Source organism: Streptomyces sp. NPDC050759, from assembly GCF_044456945.1.
In the GTDB taxonomy this organism is placed as follows: domain Bacteria; phylum Actinomycetota; class Actinomycetes; order Streptomycetales; family Streptomycetaceae; genus Streptomyces.
Genome location: NZ_JBITGI010000014.1, coordinates 64,731 through 81,594, shown reverse-complemented (window position 1 = coordinate 81,594; position 16,864 = coordinate 64,731). Strand labels below are relative to the sequence as shown.

At 70.6% G+C, this 16,864-nt stretch carries 19 protein-coding genes; 8 read left to right on the top strand and 11 right to left on the bottom strand.

The window, feature by feature from the left end:
- Window positions 1-17: 17 nt before the first annotated feature.
- The 5 genes from ACIBJB_RS33890 to ACIBJB_RS33870 all read right to left on the bottom strand — a co-directional run bounded on the left by ACIBJB_RS33890 (window position 18) and on the right by ACIBJB_RS33870 (window position 5,295).
- Window positions 18-575: an imidazolonepropionase-like domain-containing protein gene (locus tag ACIBJB_RS33890; RefSeq protein WP_398936373.1), complete on the bottom strand. Its 558-nt coding sequence runs from the start codon at window positions 573-575 to the stop codon at window positions 18-20.
- Between the two features lie 7 nt (window positions 576-582).
- Window positions 583-1,782, bottom strand: a complete 1,200-nt coding sequence (gene mqnC / locus ACIBJB_RS33885) for a cyclic dehypoxanthinyl futalosine synthase (protein WP_365658873.1) — start codon at window positions 1,780-1,782, stop codon at window positions 583-585.
- Window positions 1,783-1,875: 93 nt separating this feature from the next.
- Window positions 1,876-2,604 carry a prepilin peptidase gene (locus ACIBJB_RS33880; protein WP_398936371.1) on the bottom strand — a complete coding sequence of 243 codons (729 nt, stop codon included), beginning with the start codon at window positions 2,602-2,604 and terminating at the stop codon, window positions 1,876-1,878.
- Entirely contained in the window at window positions 2,601-4,415 is a 1,815-nt protein-coding gene (locus ACIBJB_RS33875) for a serine/threonine-protein kinase (RefSeq protein WP_398936369.1), read from the bottom strand. The genes ACIBJB_RS33880 and ACIBJB_RS33875 overlap by 4 nt, the downstream gene beginning before the upstream one ends.
- A gap of 31 nt (window positions 4,416-4,446) precedes the next feature.
- Window positions 4,447-5,295: a menaquinone biosynthetic enzyme MqnA/MqnD family protein gene (locus ACIBJB_RS33870; protein ID WP_398936367.1), complete on the bottom strand. Its 849-nt coding sequence runs from the start codon at window positions 5,293-5,295 to the stop codon at window positions 4,447-4,449.
- Window positions 5,296-5,580: 285 nt separating this feature from the next.
- On the opposite strand from ACIBJB_RS33870, the gene ACIBJB_RS33865 reads away from it, so the two are divergent.
- Window positions 5,581-5,784 carry a cold-shock protein gene (locus ACIBJB_RS33865; protein ID WP_003992177.1) on the top strand — a complete coding sequence of 68 codons (204 nt, stop codon included), beginning with the start codon at window positions 5,581-5,583 and terminating at the stop codon, window positions 5,782-5,784.
- Between the two features lie 95 nt (window positions 5,785-5,879).
- Here the strand turns inward: ACIBJB_RS33865 and ACIBJB_RS33860 are convergent, their stop codons facing one another.
- Window positions 5,880-6,446 carry a helix-turn-helix domain-containing protein gene (locus tag ACIBJB_RS33860; RefSeq protein WP_398936365.1) on the bottom strand — a complete coding sequence of 189 codons (567 nt, stop codon included), beginning with the start codon at window positions 6,444-6,446 and terminating at the stop codon, window positions 5,880-5,882.
- Between the two features lie 68 nt (window positions 6,447-6,514).
- Between ACIBJB_RS33860 and ACIBJB_RS33855 the strand changes: the two genes are divergently transcribed.
- From ACIBJB_RS33855 to ACIBJB_RS33845, 3 genes are read left to right on the top strand one after another with little or no spacing between them, the layout of a single operon-like run.
- A complete protein-coding gene (locus ACIBJB_RS33855; RefSeq protein ID WP_398936363.1) occupies window positions 6,515-7,183 on the top strand; it encodes an AzlC family ABC transporter permease in 669 nt (222 codons plus the stop codon).
- Window positions 7,180-7,494 carry an AzlD domain-containing protein gene (locus tag ACIBJB_RS33850; protein WP_398936361.1) on the top strand — a complete coding sequence of 105 codons (315 nt, stop codon included), beginning with the start codon at window positions 7,180-7,182 and terminating at the stop codon, window positions 7,492-7,494. Before ACIBJB_RS33855 ends, ACIBJB_RS33850 begins: the two co-directional genes overlap by 4 nt.
- A gap of 30 nt (window positions 7,495-7,524) precedes the next feature.
- Entirely contained in the window at window positions 7,525-8,163 is a 639-nt protein-coding gene (locus ACIBJB_RS33845; RefSeq protein ID WP_398936359.1) for a class I SAM-dependent DNA methyltransferase, read from the top strand.
- On the opposite strand, the gene kstD is transcribed toward ACIBJB_RS33845, so the two are convergent.
- Together kstD and ACIBJB_RS33835 are read right to left on the bottom strand one after the other, a co-directional pair.
- On the bottom strand, window positions 8,160-9,890 hold the full coding sequence (gene kstD / locus ACIBJB_RS33840; RefSeq protein ID WP_398936357.1) for a 3-oxosteroid 1-dehydrogenase: 1,731 nt from the start codon (window positions 9,888-9,890) through the stop codon (window positions 8,160-8,162). The two genes, ACIBJB_RS33845 and kstD, sit on opposite strands and share 4 nt — an antisense overlap.
- Before the next feature lie 66 nt (window positions 9,891-9,956).
- Window positions 9,957-10,490, bottom strand: a complete 534-nt coding sequence (locus ACIBJB_RS33835) for a DUF6817 domain-containing protein (RefSeq protein ID WP_398936355.1) — start codon at window positions 10,488-10,490, stop codon at window positions 9,957-9,959.
- Between the two features lie 163 nt (window positions 10,491-10,653).
- Between ACIBJB_RS33835 and ACIBJB_RS33830 the strand changes: the two genes are divergently transcribed.
- Window positions 10,654-11,580: a LysR family transcriptional regulator gene (locus ACIBJB_RS33830; protein ID WP_398936353.1), complete on the top strand. Its 927-nt coding sequence runs from the start codon at window positions 10,654-10,656 to the stop codon at window positions 11,578-11,580.
- Here ACIBJB_RS33830 and ACIBJB_RS33825 read toward each other — a convergent pair.
- Window positions 11,549-12,133 (bottom strand): SMI1/KNR4 family protein, encoded by a 585-nt coding sequence (locus ACIBJB_RS33825; RefSeq protein WP_398936351.1) that lies wholly within the window; start codon window positions 12,131-12,133, stop codon window positions 11,549-11,551. The two genes, ACIBJB_RS33830 and ACIBJB_RS33825, sit on opposite strands and share 32 nt — an antisense overlap.
- 40 nt (window positions 12,134-12,173) lie before the next feature.
- Window positions 12,174-12,590 carry an ATP-binding protein gene (locus tag ACIBJB_RS33820; protein WP_398936350.1) on the bottom strand — a complete coding sequence of 139 codons (417 nt, stop codon included), beginning with the start codon at window positions 12,588-12,590 and terminating at the stop codon, window positions 12,174-12,176.
- Between the two features lie 116 nt (window positions 12,591-12,706).
- Between ACIBJB_RS33820 and ACIBJB_RS33815 the strand changes: the two genes are divergently transcribed.
- Both ACIBJB_RS33815 and ACIBJB_RS33810 read left to right on the top strand, forming a co-directional pair.
- Window positions 12,707-13,561, top strand: a complete 855-nt coding sequence (locus tag ACIBJB_RS33815; protein ID WP_398936348.1) for a helix-turn-helix domain-containing protein — start codon at window positions 12,707-12,709, stop codon at window positions 13,559-13,561.
- A complete protein-coding gene (locus ACIBJB_RS33810) occupies window positions 13,558-13,761 on the top strand; it encodes a DUF397 domain-containing protein (RefSeq protein WP_398936346.1) in 204 nt (67 codons plus the stop codon). The genes ACIBJB_RS33815 and ACIBJB_RS33810 overlap by 4 nt, the downstream gene beginning before the upstream one ends.
- Here the strand turns inward: ACIBJB_RS33810 and ACIBJB_RS33805 are convergent.
- On the bottom strand, window positions 13,733-15,106 hold the full coding sequence (locus ACIBJB_RS33805) for an FG-GAP and VCBS repeat-containing protein (RefSeq protein ID WP_398936344.1): 1,374 nt from the start codon (window positions 15,104-15,106) through the stop codon (window positions 13,733-13,735). The genes ACIBJB_RS33810 and ACIBJB_RS33805 overlap by 29 nt on opposite strands.
- A gap of 166 nt (window positions 15,107-15,272) precedes the next feature.
- On the opposite strand from ACIBJB_RS33805, the gene ACIBJB_RS33800 reads away from it, so the two are divergent.
- Window positions 15,273-16,862, top strand: coding sequence for a peptide-N4-asparagine amidase (locus tag ACIBJB_RS33800; RefSeq protein WP_398936730.1), 1,590 nt, complete (start codon window positions 15,273-15,275; stop codon window positions 16,860-16,862).
- Window positions 16,863-16,864: the final 2 nt, after the last annotated feature.

The following is a 16,864-nucleotide window of genomic DNA, read 5'->3' as shown; positions in this document are numbered from 1 at the left end:
CGCGCCCCTTAAAGGCCTCACCTGCGCCTGTGTAGCAAGCGGCCCTTGATCACCGTTGCCACGCAGGTTGTCAGCTCCTGGGTTTCGAAGGCGGCGAAGGTCGCCTCCATGCCGGGGAGCAACGGGGTCAGGGGCCCCTCTGTGAAGCTGTCCTCAATCCTCAGGCCCGACCTGTGGACGGCGTCGATCACTGCGGGGCGTCGGAGCGGACCCACCACCGCCACCGTCCCCTGGGCCAGCATTCGCTGTACGCCCCGCCTCGCGCTCGCGCCCCACCTCGCGTCGGTCATGACGACGGCCGACAGCGCCTCCCCCGTCAGGGGCTCGCTGCCCAAGTCCTCGCGTGGGTCCGGGTGGTAGGCCTGCTCCAGAAGCTCGGGGCCGTACGGGTTCACCAGGCCCGGGGTGAGGACTCCCGGCCAGCGGCGCACCCTTGCCGTCGGATGGGCGGCGGCCAGCTCCTCGTAGACCTCTACGGCAGCGATCTGCCGCCCCTCGACCAGTACCGCCCCACCGGGCAGCGGTGGCCGTCCGCCGCCCGGGATGAGCAGGTCGGCGGTGTGGATCGTCAGCAAGGCGGGCCTAGTTGGACGCGAGGATCTTCAGCTCGGGATGCGCCGTGCCGCCCGCGATCGCCGTGGAGGAGATGTGGGACACCACGCGCGCGTCGACCGGGTCGTTCGCCGGGTCGTCGTGGACGACGAGGTGTTCGTACGTCGTGGAGCGCTGGGCCGGGACCCGGCCCGCCGTGCGGATCATGTCGATCATTTCCTGGAGGTTGGAGCGGTGCTTGGCGCCGGCCGCTGAGACGACGTTCTCCTCCAGCATGATCGAGCCCAGGTCGTCCGCGCCGTAGTGCAGCGTCAGCTGGCCCGCGTCCTGGCCGGTGGTCAGCCAGGAGCCCTGGATGTGGGCGATGTTGTCCATGAAGAGCCGGGAGATCGCGATCATCCGCAGGTACTCGAAGATCGTGGCCTGGGTGCGGCCCTTCAGGTGGTTGTTCATCGGCTGGTAGAGATACGGGATGAACGCGCGGAAGCCGCCCGTCCGGTCCTGTACGTCACGGATCATCCGCAGGTGCTCGATGCGCTCGGCGTTGGTCTCGCCGGTGCCCATGAGCATCGTGGAGGTGGACTCCACGCCCAGGTTGTGCGCCGTCTCCATGATCTCCAGCCAGCGCTCGCCGGACTCCTTGAGGGGCGCGATGGCCTTGCGGGGGCGCTCGGGGAGCAGTTCCGCGCCGGCTCCCGCGAACGAGTCGAGACCGGCCGCGTGGATGCGCCGGATCGCCTCCTCGACGCTCACCTTGGAGATCCGGGCCATGTGCTCGACCTCGGACGCGCCCAGCGAGTGGATCACCAGCTGGGGGAACTCCTTCTTGATGGCGGCGAAGTGCTTCTCGTAGTACTCGACGCCGTAGTCCGGGTGGTGGCCGCCCTGGAACATGATCTGTGTGCCGCCGAGTTCGACGGTCTCCGCGCACCGGCGCAGGATGTCGTCCAGGTCGCGGGTCCAGCCCTTGTCCTTGGCGGTGGGCGGGGCGTAGAAGGCGCAGAACTTGCACGCCGTGACGCACACGTTGGTGTAGTTGATGTTCCGCTCGATGATGTACGTCGCGATGTGCTCCGTGCCCGCGTACCGACGGCGGCGCACGGCGTCCGCGGCGGAGCCCAGCGCGTGCAGCGGGGCGTCCCGGTAGAGGTCGAGCGCCTCCTCCGGAGTGATGCGCCCACCCTCGGCGGCACGGTCGAGGACGGACTGAAGGTCGGCCTTCTCGGTCACCGGGGCGTGCCTTTCGTCAAGGATTCGGGCGGTCCGGGCCAGCCTACGCCAGCCCTCCGACATGCCGGATGTCAGGCCGATCTCACGCCGATGTCACGCCGTGTACGCGCCGATCAGCAGCCCCGCGTACGCCCCCGTGATCAGGAACGGCCCGAACGGGATCGCCGTCTTGCGCCCCGCCCTGCCCACCAGGACCAGGACACCGCCGTAGAGCGCGCCGAGCAGGAAGCCCGCGAAGGTGCCGAGGAGCACGGTGTCCCAGCCGTACCAGCCCAGGACCGCCCCCGCTCCGAGCGCCAGCTTCACGTCGCCGAAGCCCATGCCGCCGGGGTTGATCCGCCACAGCACCCAGTAGCCGGCGCCGAGCGCGAGGGCGCCGAACAGGGAGTTCGGCCAGTTCCCGGCATGCTCGGGCACCAGGGAGACCGCCCCGAGCAGCGCGAGTGCGGCGGCCGCGAGGGGGAGGGTGAGCGGGTCGGGCAGTCGTCGTACGCGCAGGTCGATGACGGCGAGCAGGACGCCCACGGGGGCGAGCAGCAGCCAGACGGCGATCTCCGGGTGGGTGCCGGTGGCGGCGGCGAGGCCGGCGCAGAGAAGGGCGGTGACGGTGGCGAGGACAGGGGTGCTGGGACCGTACGACTGCCGTGTGCCGCAGGTCCCGCACCTCGCCCGCCCGAGCCGGCCGCCCAGCGGATGCCCGGCGGGGCAGGTCTCCCGCCACGGCTCCTCGGCCGGTACGGAGTAGCGGTAGGCCGCGCGCGGCAGCAGCGAACCCGCTGCCGCTCCCCACAGTGCGGCGACGGCGACGAGCAGCTCCGTCACCGCTCGACCTTCGACATCCGCGCCTCGGGGTATCCCTCGGCCTCGCTCTCCGACGTGTACTTGAGGTCGTCGCCGACCGCGGTGAGGCGGACGGTGTGGGCGGTGGGGTTGCAGCCGGCGTGGTTGTCCTTCGCGCCGACGGCCGTGGTGACGAGCTCCGTCTCCGTGACCTGCTTCAGCGTGAGGACGTCGGTGCACTCGGCCCCGATCGCGTCGGTCTGCACCAGCCGGCCCAACTCCTCGCCGACGCTCACCTTCTTGACGGTGATCCGGAAGGTCCCCATCGGCAGACTCCCGCCGAGACCGCTGCCCTGCCCCTCCCAGGTGCCGAGATAGCGGGCGGGGACCTCGGAAGGCCCGCTCGGCGCCGCGCTGGACGGCTGGGAGGACGCGGACGGCACCGAGGACGCCGAGGGCACGGAGGCCGACGGTACGGAGGACGGGGCCGAGGAGTAGGCGTCGTTGCCGGGACTGGAGCTCGCCGAGTCGTCGTCACCCCGCCCCGGCAGCAGGTCGAACAGGAACACCGACCCCACGGTCACCGCGGCCAGCGCCCCGGCGACCGCGAGCGCCACGGTGCAACTCAGCCGACGCCCGCGGCCGCTCTCTCCGGGCGTGGCGGTGGCGGCGACGGAGACGGAGAGCCGCCCGGGACCGGGCCGGTTGTCGGAGGGCACCACCGTCTCGTGGGGCACCGCGTCCCGGGGTTCGGCGACAAAGGGTCCGCCCGTGGGAGCCGCCGGCGTGACCGGAAACGCCGAGGGCCCGGCCGCGGCGGCCGGAGGCGCACCCGCGGACACCACGGGCATCACCGGCGGCGGCCCGAACGCACCGGCCGTCCCCGCCGAACCCCCACCCACCGAAGGACTGCTGAACCCCACCGGCCCGGACGCCTGCTCCCCCGTCCGCTCCCCCGCCGCCTCAAGGTTCAGCAGCTGTACGGCACTGCGCCCCACCTGCTCGACCAGCGCCCCCGGCAGCCACCCCGCCGCCACCAGCCGGGCCGCCCCCTCGGGGGCGAGCCGTCGGGCCAGTTCCCCCGGAGTCGGCCGGTCCTGTGCCGACTTGGACAGGCAGGCTCCCACGAGGTCCCGCAACTCGCCGGTCAGTGATCCGAGTTCGGGCTCCTCGTGGACCACCTTGTAGAGGAGCGAGGCCGAGGAGTCGCCAGGGAAGGGCGGTACCCCCGTGGCCGCGTACGCCAGCACCGCGCCCAGGGAGAAGACGTCCGCCGCGCCCGACACCCCCTTGCTCAGGATCTGTTCGGGGGACATGTAGCCGGGCGAACCGATGGAGACGCCGGTGGAGGTCAGGGACGCGGTGCCGTCGGTGGCGCGGGCGATGCCGAAGTCGATGAGGAGGGGGCCGTCGACGGTGAGCAGGACGTTGGAGGGCTTCACGTCCCGGTGGACGAGCCCCAGTCCGTGCACGGCCGCGAGCGCCTCGGCGAGGCCCGCCCCCAGGACTCGTACGGAATGTTCCGGCAGCGGGCCCCCGTCCGTGACCGCCGAGGCCAGGGAAGGGCCCGCCGCGTACCCCGTGGCGACCCACGGCACCGCCGCATCCGGGTCCGCGTCGAGGACCGGCGCGGTCCAGGCCCCGCCCACTCGCCGCGCCGCGTCGACCTCGCGGCGGAAGCGGGCGCGGAACTCCTCGTCGAGCGCGAAGTGCGGGTGCACGATCTTGACGGCGACCGTGCGGCCCCCGGCACTGCGGCCGAGGTAGACCCGGCCCATGCCGCCGGAGCCCAGGCGGCCGAGCAGCCGGTAGGGCCCCACGGCGGTGGGTTCGTCGACTCCCAGCGGCTGCATACCGGCCTCCCCCATAAGGTGCAGATGCAGATTAGGGCTGAAGCAGTTCCACCTTCACGTCCCCGGGGAAACCCGTCGTCGGCCCGACCCTCCGCGCGAACTCCGTGACCGCCGCCAACTGCGGGCCTCCGAACCGGAAGTCCAGCGTCGTGAAGTACTTCTCCAGGACCTTCTCGTCGAAGTCCTCCCAGCGGGCCGCCTGCTCCGCGACCTTGCCGACCTCCTCCAGGGAGAGGTTGCGGGAGGCGAGGAAGGCCTCGTGGACCTTGCGGGTGATGACCGGCTCGCGTTCGAGGTAGTCCCGGCGGGCGGCCCATACCGCGAAGACGAACGGCAGCCCCGTCCACTCCTTCCAGAGCGAGCCGAGGTCGTGCACCTCGAGGCCGAAGCGCGGGCCGTCGAGGAGGTTTGCCCGCAGGGCCGCGTCTCCGATGAGTACGGCCGCCTCCGCCTCCTGCATCATCAGGCTGAGGTCGGGCGGGCAGGTGTAGTAGTCGGGCCGGACGCCGTAGCGCTCGGCGAGGAGGAGTTGGGCGAGGCGTACGGAGGTGCGCGAGGTCGACCCGAGGGCCACCCTGGCGCCGTCCAGCTCGTCCAGCGGGACCTGCGAGACGATGACGCAGGACATGACCGGTCCGTCGCAGCCGACGGCGATGTCGGGGAAGGCGACCAGGTCGTCCGCGTTCTTGAGGAACTCGACGAGGGTGATGGGCCCGATGTCGAGGTCTCCCTGCACCAGCTTCTCGCTGAGCTTCTCCGGGGTGTCCTTCGTGAGCTCGAAGTCGAGGAGCGTGCCCGTCCTCGCGAGCCCCCAGTACAGGGGCAGGCAGTTCAGGAACTGGATGTGGCCGACGCGCGGCCGGGTGCGAGAATTGTCCACATCGCGACAGTAGACCCCTTGGGGTACGCTTCGGACTTCGGCCCCACAGTCAACCGGCGTGCGATCTTCAAACCTCCGGGTGACGTGATCTTGGCCTCTATTGCTTTCGGCTGCCTGCATGCTAGGCTCGCCGCAAGTTGCAGTTTGGTTTCCCTTGCAGTACAGAGCCTGCGGAGCATGTAACCGCAGGCTCTAGTCGTTTTCAGACATATGCAGTTGTGCGGCACTGTTTTCACACTTGCAGGTTCTGGAGCAGGGCAACCCTTTTGGGCCCAAGGAGGGCTTATGGCTACCGGAACCGTGAAGTGGTTCAACGCCGAAAAGGGCTTTGGCTTCATCGCCCAGGAGGGCGGCGGCCCCGACGTCTTCGTCCACTACTCCGCGATCAACGCGAGCGGTTTCCGTTCGCTGGAGGAGAACCAGCAGGTCTCCTTCGACGTGACCCAGGGCCCGAAGGGCCCGCAGGCGGAGAACGTCACCCCCGTCTGATCCCGTCTCATTGGCGATCCAGCCTCTGATCCGGACCTGAAAGCAGTACCCAAGGAGCCCCGCGCCGCACGGTAGCGGGGCTCCTGCCTTTGCCCTCACAGGTGCTGCATGACCAGCACGAACGTCGTGCCGTGGGTGAGCGCCTCGTACGAATGGGCCACGTCTCCCCGGTACGTCATGTAGTCGCCGGGCTCCAGCTCGGCCTCCTCCCCCACCGGTCCGGCCTTCACCCGCCCCGCGCCCACGATCAGATGCTCCACGGTCCCCGGAATGTGCGGCTCCGACTCCCGTACGGCGCCTGGTTCGGCCCGCAGGTGGTAGATGTCCCGTCGCGCCCCGGGCGGGCTCGCGGAGAGCAGGGTGGCCGCGAACTCGGCTTTCTCCGAGGCCACACTCGGCCCCTGTCCCGCCCTGATCACCCGCACGGACGGCGCCGGCGGCTCCACCAGGGCACTGAACGGCACCCCGAGCGCCACCCCCAGCGCCCACAGCGTCTCCACGCTCGGGTTCCCGCCCGCCGCCTCCAGCTGGGACAGCGTGGACTTCGCGATCCCGGCGCGCTTGGCCAGCTCGGAGAGGGAGAGCCCGGCGCGGGTGCGTTCGCGGCGCAGGGAGGCGGCGATCCAGTCCAGGGGGAGCCGGGGCGGGGGGCTGTCGGACATGCTGTTCGCTCCATCGGTACGATCGTTCGCCTTGACGAACATGGCGGCTACCGTCCAGTGTAGTGAACATGCGTACGGCAGAGCGAACAGCCTTGGTCCGTGACAGTGCGCTCGTCTGGCTGGCGAGCGGGGTCGTGGGCGTCTCCTTCGGCGCGATCGCCGTCACCGGCGGCCTGCCGGTGTGGGTACCGGTGGTGATGTCCCTGGTGGTGTACGCGGGTTCGGCCCAGTTCAGCGCGGTCGGGGTGCTGCTGGCCGGGGGCGGCCCGGTCGCCGCGGCAGTCACCGGCCTGCTGCTCAACACCCGTACGGCCGCCTTCAGTCTCGCGGTCGCGGACCTCCTCGGCCCGGGGCGAGTGGCCCGTCTCCTCGGCGCGCACCTGGTCACCGACGAGACGGTGGCCTTCGCCCTCGCCCAGCCGGATCCGGCGCGGCGCAGAGCGGCCTTCTGGGTCTCCGGGCTCGGCCTGTTCGCCGTGTGGAACACCGGCGTCCTGGCCGGCGCCCTCGCCGGGGACGCCCTGGGCGACACCGGCACCTACGGCCTGGACGCGGCCTTCCCCGCCGTCCTCGTCGCCCTGGTACTGCCCGCCCTGCGCGACTCTTCGGCCATACGACGGTCCGCGCTGCTCGGCGCCGGGCTGGCCCTGGCGGTGACGCCGGCGGTCCCGACGGGGGTGCCGGTGCTGGTGGCGCTGGCGGGCCTGGTCCTCCACGGCGGCGGGAGGCCTGCGTGAGCGCGACGGTCGCACTGATTCTGGCGCTGGCGGTCGGAACGTACGCCTTCCGGCTGGTCGGGCCGGTGCTGCACGGGCGGGTGGAACTTCCGGAGCGGGTCCAGGAGTTGTTGGGCGCGGGGGCCGTCGTCCTGCTGGTGGCGCTGCTGGCGACGGGGGCGCTGACGGAGGGCGGCGGTTTCGCGGGGTGGGCGCGGCCGGCCGGGGTCCTGGTGGGGGCCGTGCTGGCGTGGCGGAGGGCGCCGTTCGTGGTGGTGGTGCTGGGGGCGGCGGCGGCAACTGCCGTACTGCGGGCGGTTGGAGTCGCCTGAGTGTCAGTGGGGGGCGTTAGGGTCCCGGCCATGACCGAAGCCGACTTCCTCACCAGCACCCGCACGTTCTACGACGCCATCGCCGAGGACTACGCCGAGCGTTTCTCCGACGAGATCGCCGGCAAGCCACTGGACCGGGCCGTCTTCGCAGCGTTCGCCGAACTCGTCGGCAGGGGCGGGCCCGTGGCCGACCTGGGCTGCGGCCCCGGACGGGTCACCGCGCACCTCGCCTCCCTCGGGCTGTCCGTCTTCGGGCTCGACCTGTCGGAGTCGATGCTGGCGATCGCGCGGCGGGAGAACCCGGGGCTCCGGTTCGAGCAGGGCTCGATGCTGGAGCTCGACCTGCCCGACGGCGCACTCGCGGGCGTGGTGTCCTGGTACTCCTCCATCCACACGCCTGTGGAGAAACTCCCCTCGCTCTTCGCCGAGTTCAGGCGGGTTCTGGCCCCCGGCGGCCATCTGCTCCTCGCGTTCCAGATCGGCGACGAGCCCCGCCGCCACGAAAATCCCTGGGGGCACGCGGTGACGCTGGACTTCCTGCGGCGGCAGCCGGAGCACATGGGTGAGCTGCTGACGGCCGCCGGGTTCGCGCCCGTCTCCCGGACGGTGCGCGAACCCCACGCCAACGAGTCGTCCCGCCAGGCCGCCCTGATCTTCAGGCGCGCCTAGAGCACCCCGGCGAGATCCCGGGCCGCGATGTACCCGAAGGTCATCGCGGGACCGATCGTCGAGCCCGCGCCCGCGTAACTGTGGCCCATGACGGCCGCGCTGGCGTTCCCGGCGGCGTACAGGCCGGGGACGACGGAGCCGTCGGGCCGCAGGACGCGGGCGCGGGCGTCGGTCACCAGGCCGCCCTTGGTGCCCAGGTCTCCCGGGACGAGCCGGAAGGCGTAGTACGGGGGCAGCCAGAGCGGGGCGAGGCAGGAGTTCGGGAGGACGGACGGGTCCGTGTAGTAGTGGTCGTAGGCGCTGTCGCCACGCCCGAAGTCCGGGTCGTCGCCCTTCATGGCAAGGGAGTTGAAGCGGTCGACGGTGGCGCGGAGAGCCCCGGCCGGGACGCCGATGGAGCCGGCCAGGGCGTCGACCGTCCAGGCCTTGTGGGCGGCGCCCGAGCCGTACCAGTCGTCGGGGAGGAGGAAGGTCGGGGCGATGTCCTTGAAGAGGTACCGGTTGCGGTAGTTCTGGTCGACGATCAGCCAGGACGGGATGTCGGGGTCGGTCGGGTTCCGGTCGTACATGGTGTGGACGACGTCGCTGTAGGGGGCGGCCTCGTTGACGAACCGCCGACCGGCCGCGTTCACGATGAGCCCGCCGGGGAGCGTGCGTTCTGCGAGGCAGAAGTACGGATCGCCGGGGAGCGGGATGGCCGGCCCCCACCAGGCGTCGTCCATCAACGCGAGGTCGCCGCCGACCCGTTGGCCCGCCCGGATGCCGTCCCCGGTGTTCTCCTTCGCGCCGACGGTCCACTCCGTGCCGATGGGCTGCCGCTGGTACTGGGCCCGCATCGCCGCGTTGTGCTCGAAGCCGCCCGAGCCGACGATCACGCCCCGGCGGGCACGGAACAGTCCGGCGGGGGTCACCGCTCCGGCGACGGCGCCCTTCTCGACGTAGAGCTCGGTGAGGGGGGTGTTGAGACGGACGGCGACTCCGGCCTCCTGGAGTCCCTTCCTCAGCCCGGCCGCCAGCGACTGTCCCATGGTGAGCGGTGTCTGCCCGAGTACGGCCGCCTTCGTGCCGCGCGCCAGGCACTCGGCGGCGACGGCGGCGCCCTTGACGCTCACGGCGGACAGGGCGAGCCACTTGTAGTCGGCACTGAACACGACGAGTCCGGCGGGGACTTCGAGGTACGGCGGGTTCAGATGGGCGAGTTCGGCGCCGAGGAGCTTGCCGTCGAGCTGGTCGGGCTCGATGGAACGGCCGTTGGGCAGGCCGCCCGGGAGCTCCGGGTAGTAGTCGCTGTAGCCCTCCATCCAGCGGAAGCGGAGAGGGCTGTTGGCCATGACGAAGGAGATCATCGCGGGGCCGTGTCGGAGGAAGGCCTGCTGCCGGGCGGCCGGGACATCCGGCCCTACGACGGCGGCGAGGTAGGCGGCCGCCTTGGCCGGGGTGTCCGGGACACCGGCGGCCAGGATGACCGGGTTGTTGGGGATCCAGATCCCGGCCCCCGAACGGGCGGCGGATCCACCGAAGGTGGGCGCCTTCTCCAGAACCACGACGCTCAGGCCCTGCTTGGCGGCGGTGAGCGCGGCGGTCATGCCGGCGGCACCGGAACCGATGACGACGACGTCGTACGTCCCGACCGTCGGCACGTCGGCGGCGCTCGCGCCCTGTTGCACCCCGGCGGCGACGGCCGCCCCGGCACCGGCGGCCAGCAGGTGTCTTCGGGTCACACTCATGGTCGGGTCCCCCCTGCGGTTGGTATGGACGAAGGGTCCGGAACGTCGCGCGGGGGTCTTGAGATGTCAAGGGGCGTGGAGGACGGCGACGGTGTCCCGCCAGGCGAGTTGGCTCAGGAGCGGCCTGAACCGGGTCAGCAGGGCGAGGAGTTCGGGGCCCCAGCGTTCGCGGAAGAGCGGGTCCCGGCGGGCGAGGTCGAGTTCGTTGGCGGCGGTGAGCTCGGCGAAGTCCCTGCGCAGGACGAGGTCGGGGGCGTACGTCCGCCCGGTGAACCTGTCCCGGAAAAGCGGCTCCAGGAGATGCGGGTAGGTCGCCTCACGGTCGCAGCTCGCGTAGAAGTGCACGATCGCCTCGGCCTCCGCGCCGATCACGGACGCGAGTTCCGTGCGCCGGTCCAGCGGGAGTAGGGCGGTGGGGAAGCCGTCGGTGCCGTAGAAGGCGTGGCAGAGGCCGGCGAGACGGAGGGCGGGGCGGGCGTCCCAGAGGGCGAGTTGGATGCGGACGCGTTCGAGGTGGGTGAGGAGGGTGCCACCGGGGTGGGGTGTCCGGTCGGCGCCGAGCCGCCGTAAGAGGGCTCTGGCTTCGTCTGTGACGGACACCGGACTCCTAGGCGGTAGGCGGTAGGCGGGGGTTGGGTCGGCACCCGCTCCTCCCGGGTTGGGAGCGGGTTGCCGCCCGGGGCCCTGAGGAGATCGTCGTACGGGCTGCCACCCCAGTCAATCCTAAGTATTTGTCACTGGACCCAAGTGTTAGCTTGGGGCCATGACCCTCGACGACCTGCGTGTCTTCGTTGCCGTGTGCCGCGCCGGAAGCCTCAGTGCGGTGGCCCGCGAGCTGGACTGCACGCAGTCCGCGGTGAGTCAGCATGTGAAGCGGCTGGAGCGGGAGACGGGGGTCAGCCTGCTGGAGCGGCAGCCTCGGGGAGTCGTACCGACGCAGGCGGGGCGGGTGTTGGAGGCGGCCGCGGCGGAAGGGATCGCCGGGCTGGATGCCGCACTGCGCCGGCTGCGGGAACTGGTCGACGGGGAGAGCGGGTCGGTCCGGGTGGCGACCGGCGCGACGACCGTACGGCACTTCATGTCGGACGCGGTGGTGGCCTTTCGGCAGCAACACCCGGACGTCAGCCTTGAGTTCAGGACCGAGAGCTCCAGCCGGGCCTGCTTCGACGCGCTGGCCGACAGCAGTCTCGACCTGGCGTGGATCACCCTGGGCGCGCCGGTGCGGGGCATCGAGCAGCGGCCGGTGATGGAGCTGCCGTGGGTGCTGGCGGTACGGGCCGGGGATCCGCTCGCGGGGCGCGCGCACGTCGACGCGGCCGACCTGTCCGACCTACGCCTGATCCGCCTCCCCCCGAACTCCACCTCCGCCGCCCATCTGGACGCGGCCTGCGCGGAGTTGGGTCTCCGGTTCGCCTTCGACACGAGCGTGGCGGACTGGGACACGGCGCTGTTGCTGGCCGAACTCGGGCTGGGCCGGGCGGTGGTGCCGTCTCTGCCGGGCCTCGACGTACCGGGCCGGGGTGACCTGCGGCTTGTTCCCGTCCCCGCCCTGCGGCCCCTGTCGGTCGGCTGGGCGGTACGCCGCTGGGACGCGCTGTCGCCGCCGGCACGGGCGTTCGCGGACACCGTGTCGGACACATGCCGCAACGAACTACCGGTCAGTCCGGCCAGCAGATCCTTCCGTCAGTGACGAAGGGCGCCCCGTCGGACTCCAGCAGGTCGGCCAAGGGCTGGAGGTAAGCCCCGAGAGACGGCAGGTAGGAACTCGGGTAGTCGCCCTCGCTGAAACTCAGGAGGGGCGACAAGCCAGGAGGGTTTTGCGTGTCCAGAAGGATGCCGTACGGCCCGTCACTCGTCTCCATGATCGGAATCCATGGCGTCTTCCAGTAGTCGCCGTCCCCGATGTCCCGGGCGATGTGCAGGTACTCCGCGTGCTGGCGGGCCATCTCCTGGCAGCCGAGGAACCGCATACCGTCCGGCAAGATGATCGAGTCACGGTGCGGGAGGCGGGCGATCCCCCCGCCCGGTATCGGCTTCTCGGAATCCTTCGCCGTACTGCCGTTGTTCAGGCGGAGCCAGACCTCGAGGACGTCCGGGATCTCAAAGCCCAGGCGCTCGTTCAGGCGCGCGATCTCCTCATCCGAAGCCCCCGGACGAAGCGCCTCCGCACTGGCCGGTGCGTGTCCGTGGAGCCAACCGACGATGCGCTCCCACGCAGCGGCAACCTCGTCGGCTTTCGACATGTCGGCACACCCTTTCCGTTTCCGTGTCTCGTCCACATCATCACCCGAGCCCCATCTCGGCCCACACCGTCTTGCCGACGTCCCGCTCCGTGACGCCCCAGGTGTCGGCGAGGAGCGTGACGAGGATCAGGCCACGGCCGTGTTCACCGTCCTCGTCGTTGACGTACCGGAGTCGACGGTCGCCTCGCGCGTCGCTCACCTCGATACGGAGCGTGTTGTCCGGGAGCCGGAGCAGGCGCAGTTCGAAGTCCCTTCCGGGTACGCGGCCGTGGGTCACCGCGTTGGCGGCGAGCTCGGCGACGAGGTGCTGCGCGGTGTCGTTCACGTCGGTGTCGTGGGGGTGGCCCCATTCCGCGAGCTGGGTGGCCGTGAGCCTGCGGGCCAGGCGGGCCCCTCGGGGCGTGGCGCTCAGACGCTGGGTCAGTTCGTCGGTGCGGGTGGAGATTTCGGCGTTCACGTGACTGAGCGTGGTGGGTTGTCTCTACGCTGACCAGGTGTGACTCGGCGACGCTGAGTAGTTGTACGGGTGCGGTCGGTTCGTGTACGGGTTGTCGCGTGGGAGAGGTGAGGTGCGTGGGTGAGCGGAGGCCGGAGACGCCTGCGGAGGCGGACGGCACGGCGGGGTTGTTCGTCGCGCTGGGCAAGATGGTCAGGCTTCTGCGGGAGCGGAAGGGGCTGACGCAGAAGGAGTTCGGGGAGCTGGTGGGCTACGGCCCCGACGCAGTGTCCTCCATGGAGAGGGGGGTACGGACCCTTCGGCCGGAGGTCCTGATCAAGGCGGACGAACTGCTCGACGCCGGGGGCCTGTTGAAGGAAGTCCTCCCCGAGGTTGAGGAGGCGATGGCGAAGACTCGAACGCGGCATCCCGAGTGGTACCGCAACTACGCGGGGCTGGAGGCCGAGGCGGTCTCCCTCTACGACTACAGCACCATGGGGGTGCTGGGCCTGCTCCAGACGGAGGACTACGCCCGGGCCGTGTTCACGCAACGGCACCCGCCGCTGGACGAGGAGACCATCGAGAAGCGTGTCGCCGACCGGCTCTCCCGTCAGCAGCTCTTCGACAAGTGGCCGCCTCCGGAATGCAGTTTCGTCCTCGAACAGGCCGTACTGGAGCGTCCGATCGGCGGCCACGCGGTGCAGGCGGGTCAGCTACGGCGGCTGCTGCACATCGGGCGGATGCGGAATGTGCAGCTTCAGGTGATGCCGACGGGACGGCATGAACACCCCAGCCTCGGTGGCTCGTTCACGCTGCTCATCCCCAAGGGGAAAGAGCAGGTAGCGTACATGGAGAACCATGGATACCCACGCTTGATCACCGGCCGGGAAGAAGTCCGCGTCCTCGCCGCCCGCTATGGGATCATCCGAGCTCAGGCCCTCAACCCGCACGAGTCCCTGGACTTGATCGAGAAGATGCTGGAAGAGCGATGACCATAGAGAAGCTGAACTGGTTCAAGTCGACCTACAGCGACGGCGAGGGCGGCCAGTGCCTCGAAGTCGCCGTCACCCCCCACACCATCCACCTCCGCGACTCCAAGCACCCGCAGGGAACCGGTCCTCACCTCACCCTCTCCCCCGCGGCCTGGTCGGCCTTCCTCTCCCCTACTGCGGGAACGCGGCCACCACGTTGAGTTCCCGGGCGCCCGTCCCTGTGATGCCGGAACCCGTGCCGGGAAGCAGCACACTCGGGCCGTAGTAGTTGCTCGACACCAGCAGGTCCTTGTCGCCGTCGCGGTCGATGTCGCGCAGGCGGACGAGGGAGCCGAAGTTCTCGTACTCGGCCGGGCTCCCGGGGACGCCCGCGCTCGCGCGCGTGAACCACTGGGAGTTCTTGCCGGTCAGGCCGGACTTTCCGCCGCGCAGGACGTGGACGCCGCCCGCGTCCTTCACGGTGCCGACCTTCTCGTAGGGCACGCCGACCGCCAGGTCCTGGTAGCCGTCGCCGTTGGTGTCCCCGGCGGAGAGGTCGGCGCCGAAGTACTCGCGCGCCGTGGCGGCCGTGGCCACGCCCGAAGTGGACTGCGTGAGCCGGTACTTCGTCGTCGGACCGGTGCTGCCGCCGCGCCAGACGACCACCGAGCCCGCCTTGTTGTTGTACCGGGTGTCGCTGACCGCGAGGTCGCCGTAGCCGTCCTTGTCGAAGTCGGCGACGACACCGGTGGGGCTGTAGTCGGGGGTCGAGCCGTTGACGACGGTGACCTTGCCGGGCTTGATGGTGGAGCCACCCCGCAGGAACCACGCGTCCTGGGTCATCTTGTCGCTGTGGTAGCCCTGGCCCAGGAGGTAGAGGTCGGTCGCCTTGTCCTTGGTGACCTTGCCGGCGACCATGCCGGTGGGCTCGAGGATGTCGTCGCGGGTGTGCTTGGTGACCTTGCCCGTCGTGCCGGACTTGGTGAAGCCGCCGCGGTAGACGTAGACGGAGTCGATGGCGTTGGCGATGGCCAGGTCGGCCTTGCCGTCGCCGTTGAAGTCACCGGTCTCTATCTCCTTCCCGAAGCCCTGGTCGGAGCGGGCGGTGACCTTGAGGCGGGTGGCGTCGGTACCGGTGAGGCCGGTCTTCCTGCCCCACAGGATGGTGACCGCGCCGGAGCCCGCCTTGCCGCTCACCTTCTCGGTGAAGTCGGCGACGGCGAGGTCGGCGTAGCCGTCGCGGTTGAGGTCGGCGGTGGCGATGTCCTCGCCGAAGGCGTCCCCGTAGCCGCCCGCGTCACCGGGGGTTCCCGGGATACCCGCGCTGGACTGCGTGAACGTCTTCGTGGTGGTCCCGGTGCCGGTGGCCGTCCCGTACGTCACCGCGAGGTCACCGCCGAGGCCGGGGACGGCATAGTCGCGGTAGCCGTCGCCGTTGAAGTCGTCGGCGTACTTCGCCGGTGTGACCGCGCTCGCGGTGCTCACGGAGAGGGTGAGCAGTCCGCTCGTCAGGGACACGGCCGTGGCCGTGGCCAGCGCCAGGCGGAAGGTGCTTCGGGTGAACATGAGTCTCCTGCGGTGATCATGAGTCTGGCGAGGAGAAGACTCGCGGCACCGGGGCATGGTTGTAGGACGGACGCCGGTCAGCGAAAGGGCCGGGATTGGTCAAGACCTCTCCAAGCCCCCTTGGCCGCGGTCGGAATCCGTGTGTTCACTGCGCCCTATGAGACCCATGAGATCCCCGATACGTCCGGCCAGGGCGGCGGCCACGCTGACCGGCGCACTCGCCGCTCTCGCCCTGTCGCTGGGCACGGCGTCCGCCACCACGGTCCCCGTCGAGTTCGGCACCGACTACCACGACCCCGTCACCGCCGCCCCGCCGATCAGCACCCCGCACACCAAGGCCTGCGAAGTCACCGTCGCGGAGGCGCAGTTCAAGGACTTCACGCCGTACACGGGGACGTACACGCCCCCGACCGGCTGCGGCACGCCCGGCCAGTGGTCGAAGGTCGTGCTGCGGATGGACGGGAACGTGAAGGGGCGGCAGTACGACCGGCTCGGGTATCTGGACATCGGCGGGGTGCAGGTCTTCCGGACGTCGACGCCCGAGCCCTCGCAGGACGGGATCAACTGGTCCGTCCAGAAGGACGTCACCGAGTACGAGAAGACGCTGAGCAGCGCGCAGTCCGTCGACATGCTCATCGGTAACGTGGTCAACGACACCTACACGGGCATCCTCGACGTCAAGGTGACGCTCACCTTCTACGCCCCCGGGCACGACCGCGGCACGGACGCTCCCGACCAGGTCATCCCGCTCAGTGACCAGGACAGCGTCACCACCGGCGCCTCCCTCACCGTCCCCCGCAACTCCGAGCGCGTCCTCGCCGAGGTGTACGCCACCGGATCGGGCGGCGGCTGCGAGGAGTTCTGGTACTCGGCCACGACCCCGAAGGCGTCGTACTCCTGCCAGGGCGGGGACGACGGGCCGTACCGCGAGGTGCAGGTGAGCGTCGACGGGAAGGTCGCGGGGATCGCGTCGCCGTACCCGAACGTGTGGACCGGCGGCTGGTCGCCGTATCTGTGGTCGGTGATTCCGTCCCCGACCGCCTTCGACGTACGTCCGCTCACCTTCGACCTGACCCCGTTCGCGGGGCTGCTCAACGACGGCAAGGCGCACACCGTGGACGTCGAGGTGGTCGGAGTGCCGGCCGGGCAGACCGGGTGGAGCGCGCCGACCAACGTCCTGGTGTGGCAGGACGCGCACAAGTCGGTGGTGACGGGGGCCGTCACGTCGTACGAGAAGACCGGTCCGGCCGTCGGCAACAGCTTCACCGACGGCTCGATGCGACACCTGGTCACCGACGGCAAGGACCGGCTCAAGGTCACCGGGTATCTGAACACCTCGCACGGCCGGGTCACCACGACCGTCGAGCGGACCCTGACCACGGCGATCGACCACCAGTGGACGCCCGACGAGAACACGGACGACCAGACCGGCACCTGGACCGACCACCAACTCGTCACGTCCAACGGCCACTTGTCCCGCACCGACCGCACCTACACCCTTGACGGTCGCGCCACCATCGACAGCGCGAACCGCCTCCGGGTCGTCATGTCCCTCGCCGACCGGGCCCAGCTCGGCGCCACCCGCATCGACGACAGCTACCACGGCGACGCCACCTTCACGCTCGGCGTAGCCCGCGAGGACCGGCACGCGGTGGCCACGACGAGCGAGCGGTACCGGCTGAGCGGGCCCGGCGAGCACTACGACCACACGCTCGCGACCGAGCAGGGGGTGCTGACGAAGGACGTCCTGCGCTGACG

Bases quoted from the DNA above. Each gene is read 5' to 3' on its own strand.
- ACIBJB_RS33875 (WP_398936369.1), bottom strand. From the start codon at position 4,415: ATGCAGCCGCTGGGAGTCGACGAACCCACCGCCGTGGGGCCCTACCGG.
- ACIBJB_RS33865 (WP_003992177.1), top strand. From the start codon at position 5,581: ATGGCTACCGGAACCGTGAAGTGGTTCAACGCCGAAAAGGGCTTTGGC.
- ACIBJB_RS33860 (WP_398936365.1), bottom strand. From the start codon at position 6,446: ATGTCCGACAGCCCCCCGCCCCGGCTCCCCCTGGACTGGATCGCCGCC.
- ACIBJB_RS33855 (WP_398936363.1), top strand. From the start codon at position 6,515: ATGCGTACGGCAGAGCGAACAGCCTTGGTCCGTGACAGTGCGCTCGTC.
- ACIBJB_RS33845 (WP_398936359.1), top strand. From the start codon at position 7,525: ATGACCGAAGCCGACTTCCTCACCAGCACCCGCACGTTCTACGACGCC.
- kstD (WP_398936357.1), bottom strand. From the start codon at position 9,890: ATGAGTGTGACCCGAAGACACCTGCTGGCCGCCGGTGCCGGGGCGGCC.
- ACIBJB_RS33830 (WP_398936353.1), top strand. From the start codon at position 10,654: ATGACCCTCGACGACCTGCGTGTCTTCGTTGCCGTGTGCCGCGCCGGA.
- ACIBJB_RS33825 (WP_398936351.1), bottom strand. From the start codon at position 12,133: ATGTCGAAAGCCGACGAGGTTGCCGCTGCGTGGGAGCGCATCGTCGGT.
- ACIBJB_RS33810 (WP_398936346.1), top strand. From the start codon at position 13,558: ATGACCATAGAGAAGCTGAACTGGTTCAAGTCGACCTACAGCGACGGC.
- ACIBJB_RS33805 (WP_398936344.1), bottom strand. From the start codon at position 15,106: ATGTTCACCCGAAGCACCTTCCGCCTGGCGCTGGCCACGGCCACGGCC.
- ACIBJB_RS33800 (WP_398936730.1), top strand. From the start codon at position 15,273: ATGAGATCCCCGATACGTCCGGCCAGGGCGGCGGCCACGCTGACCGGC.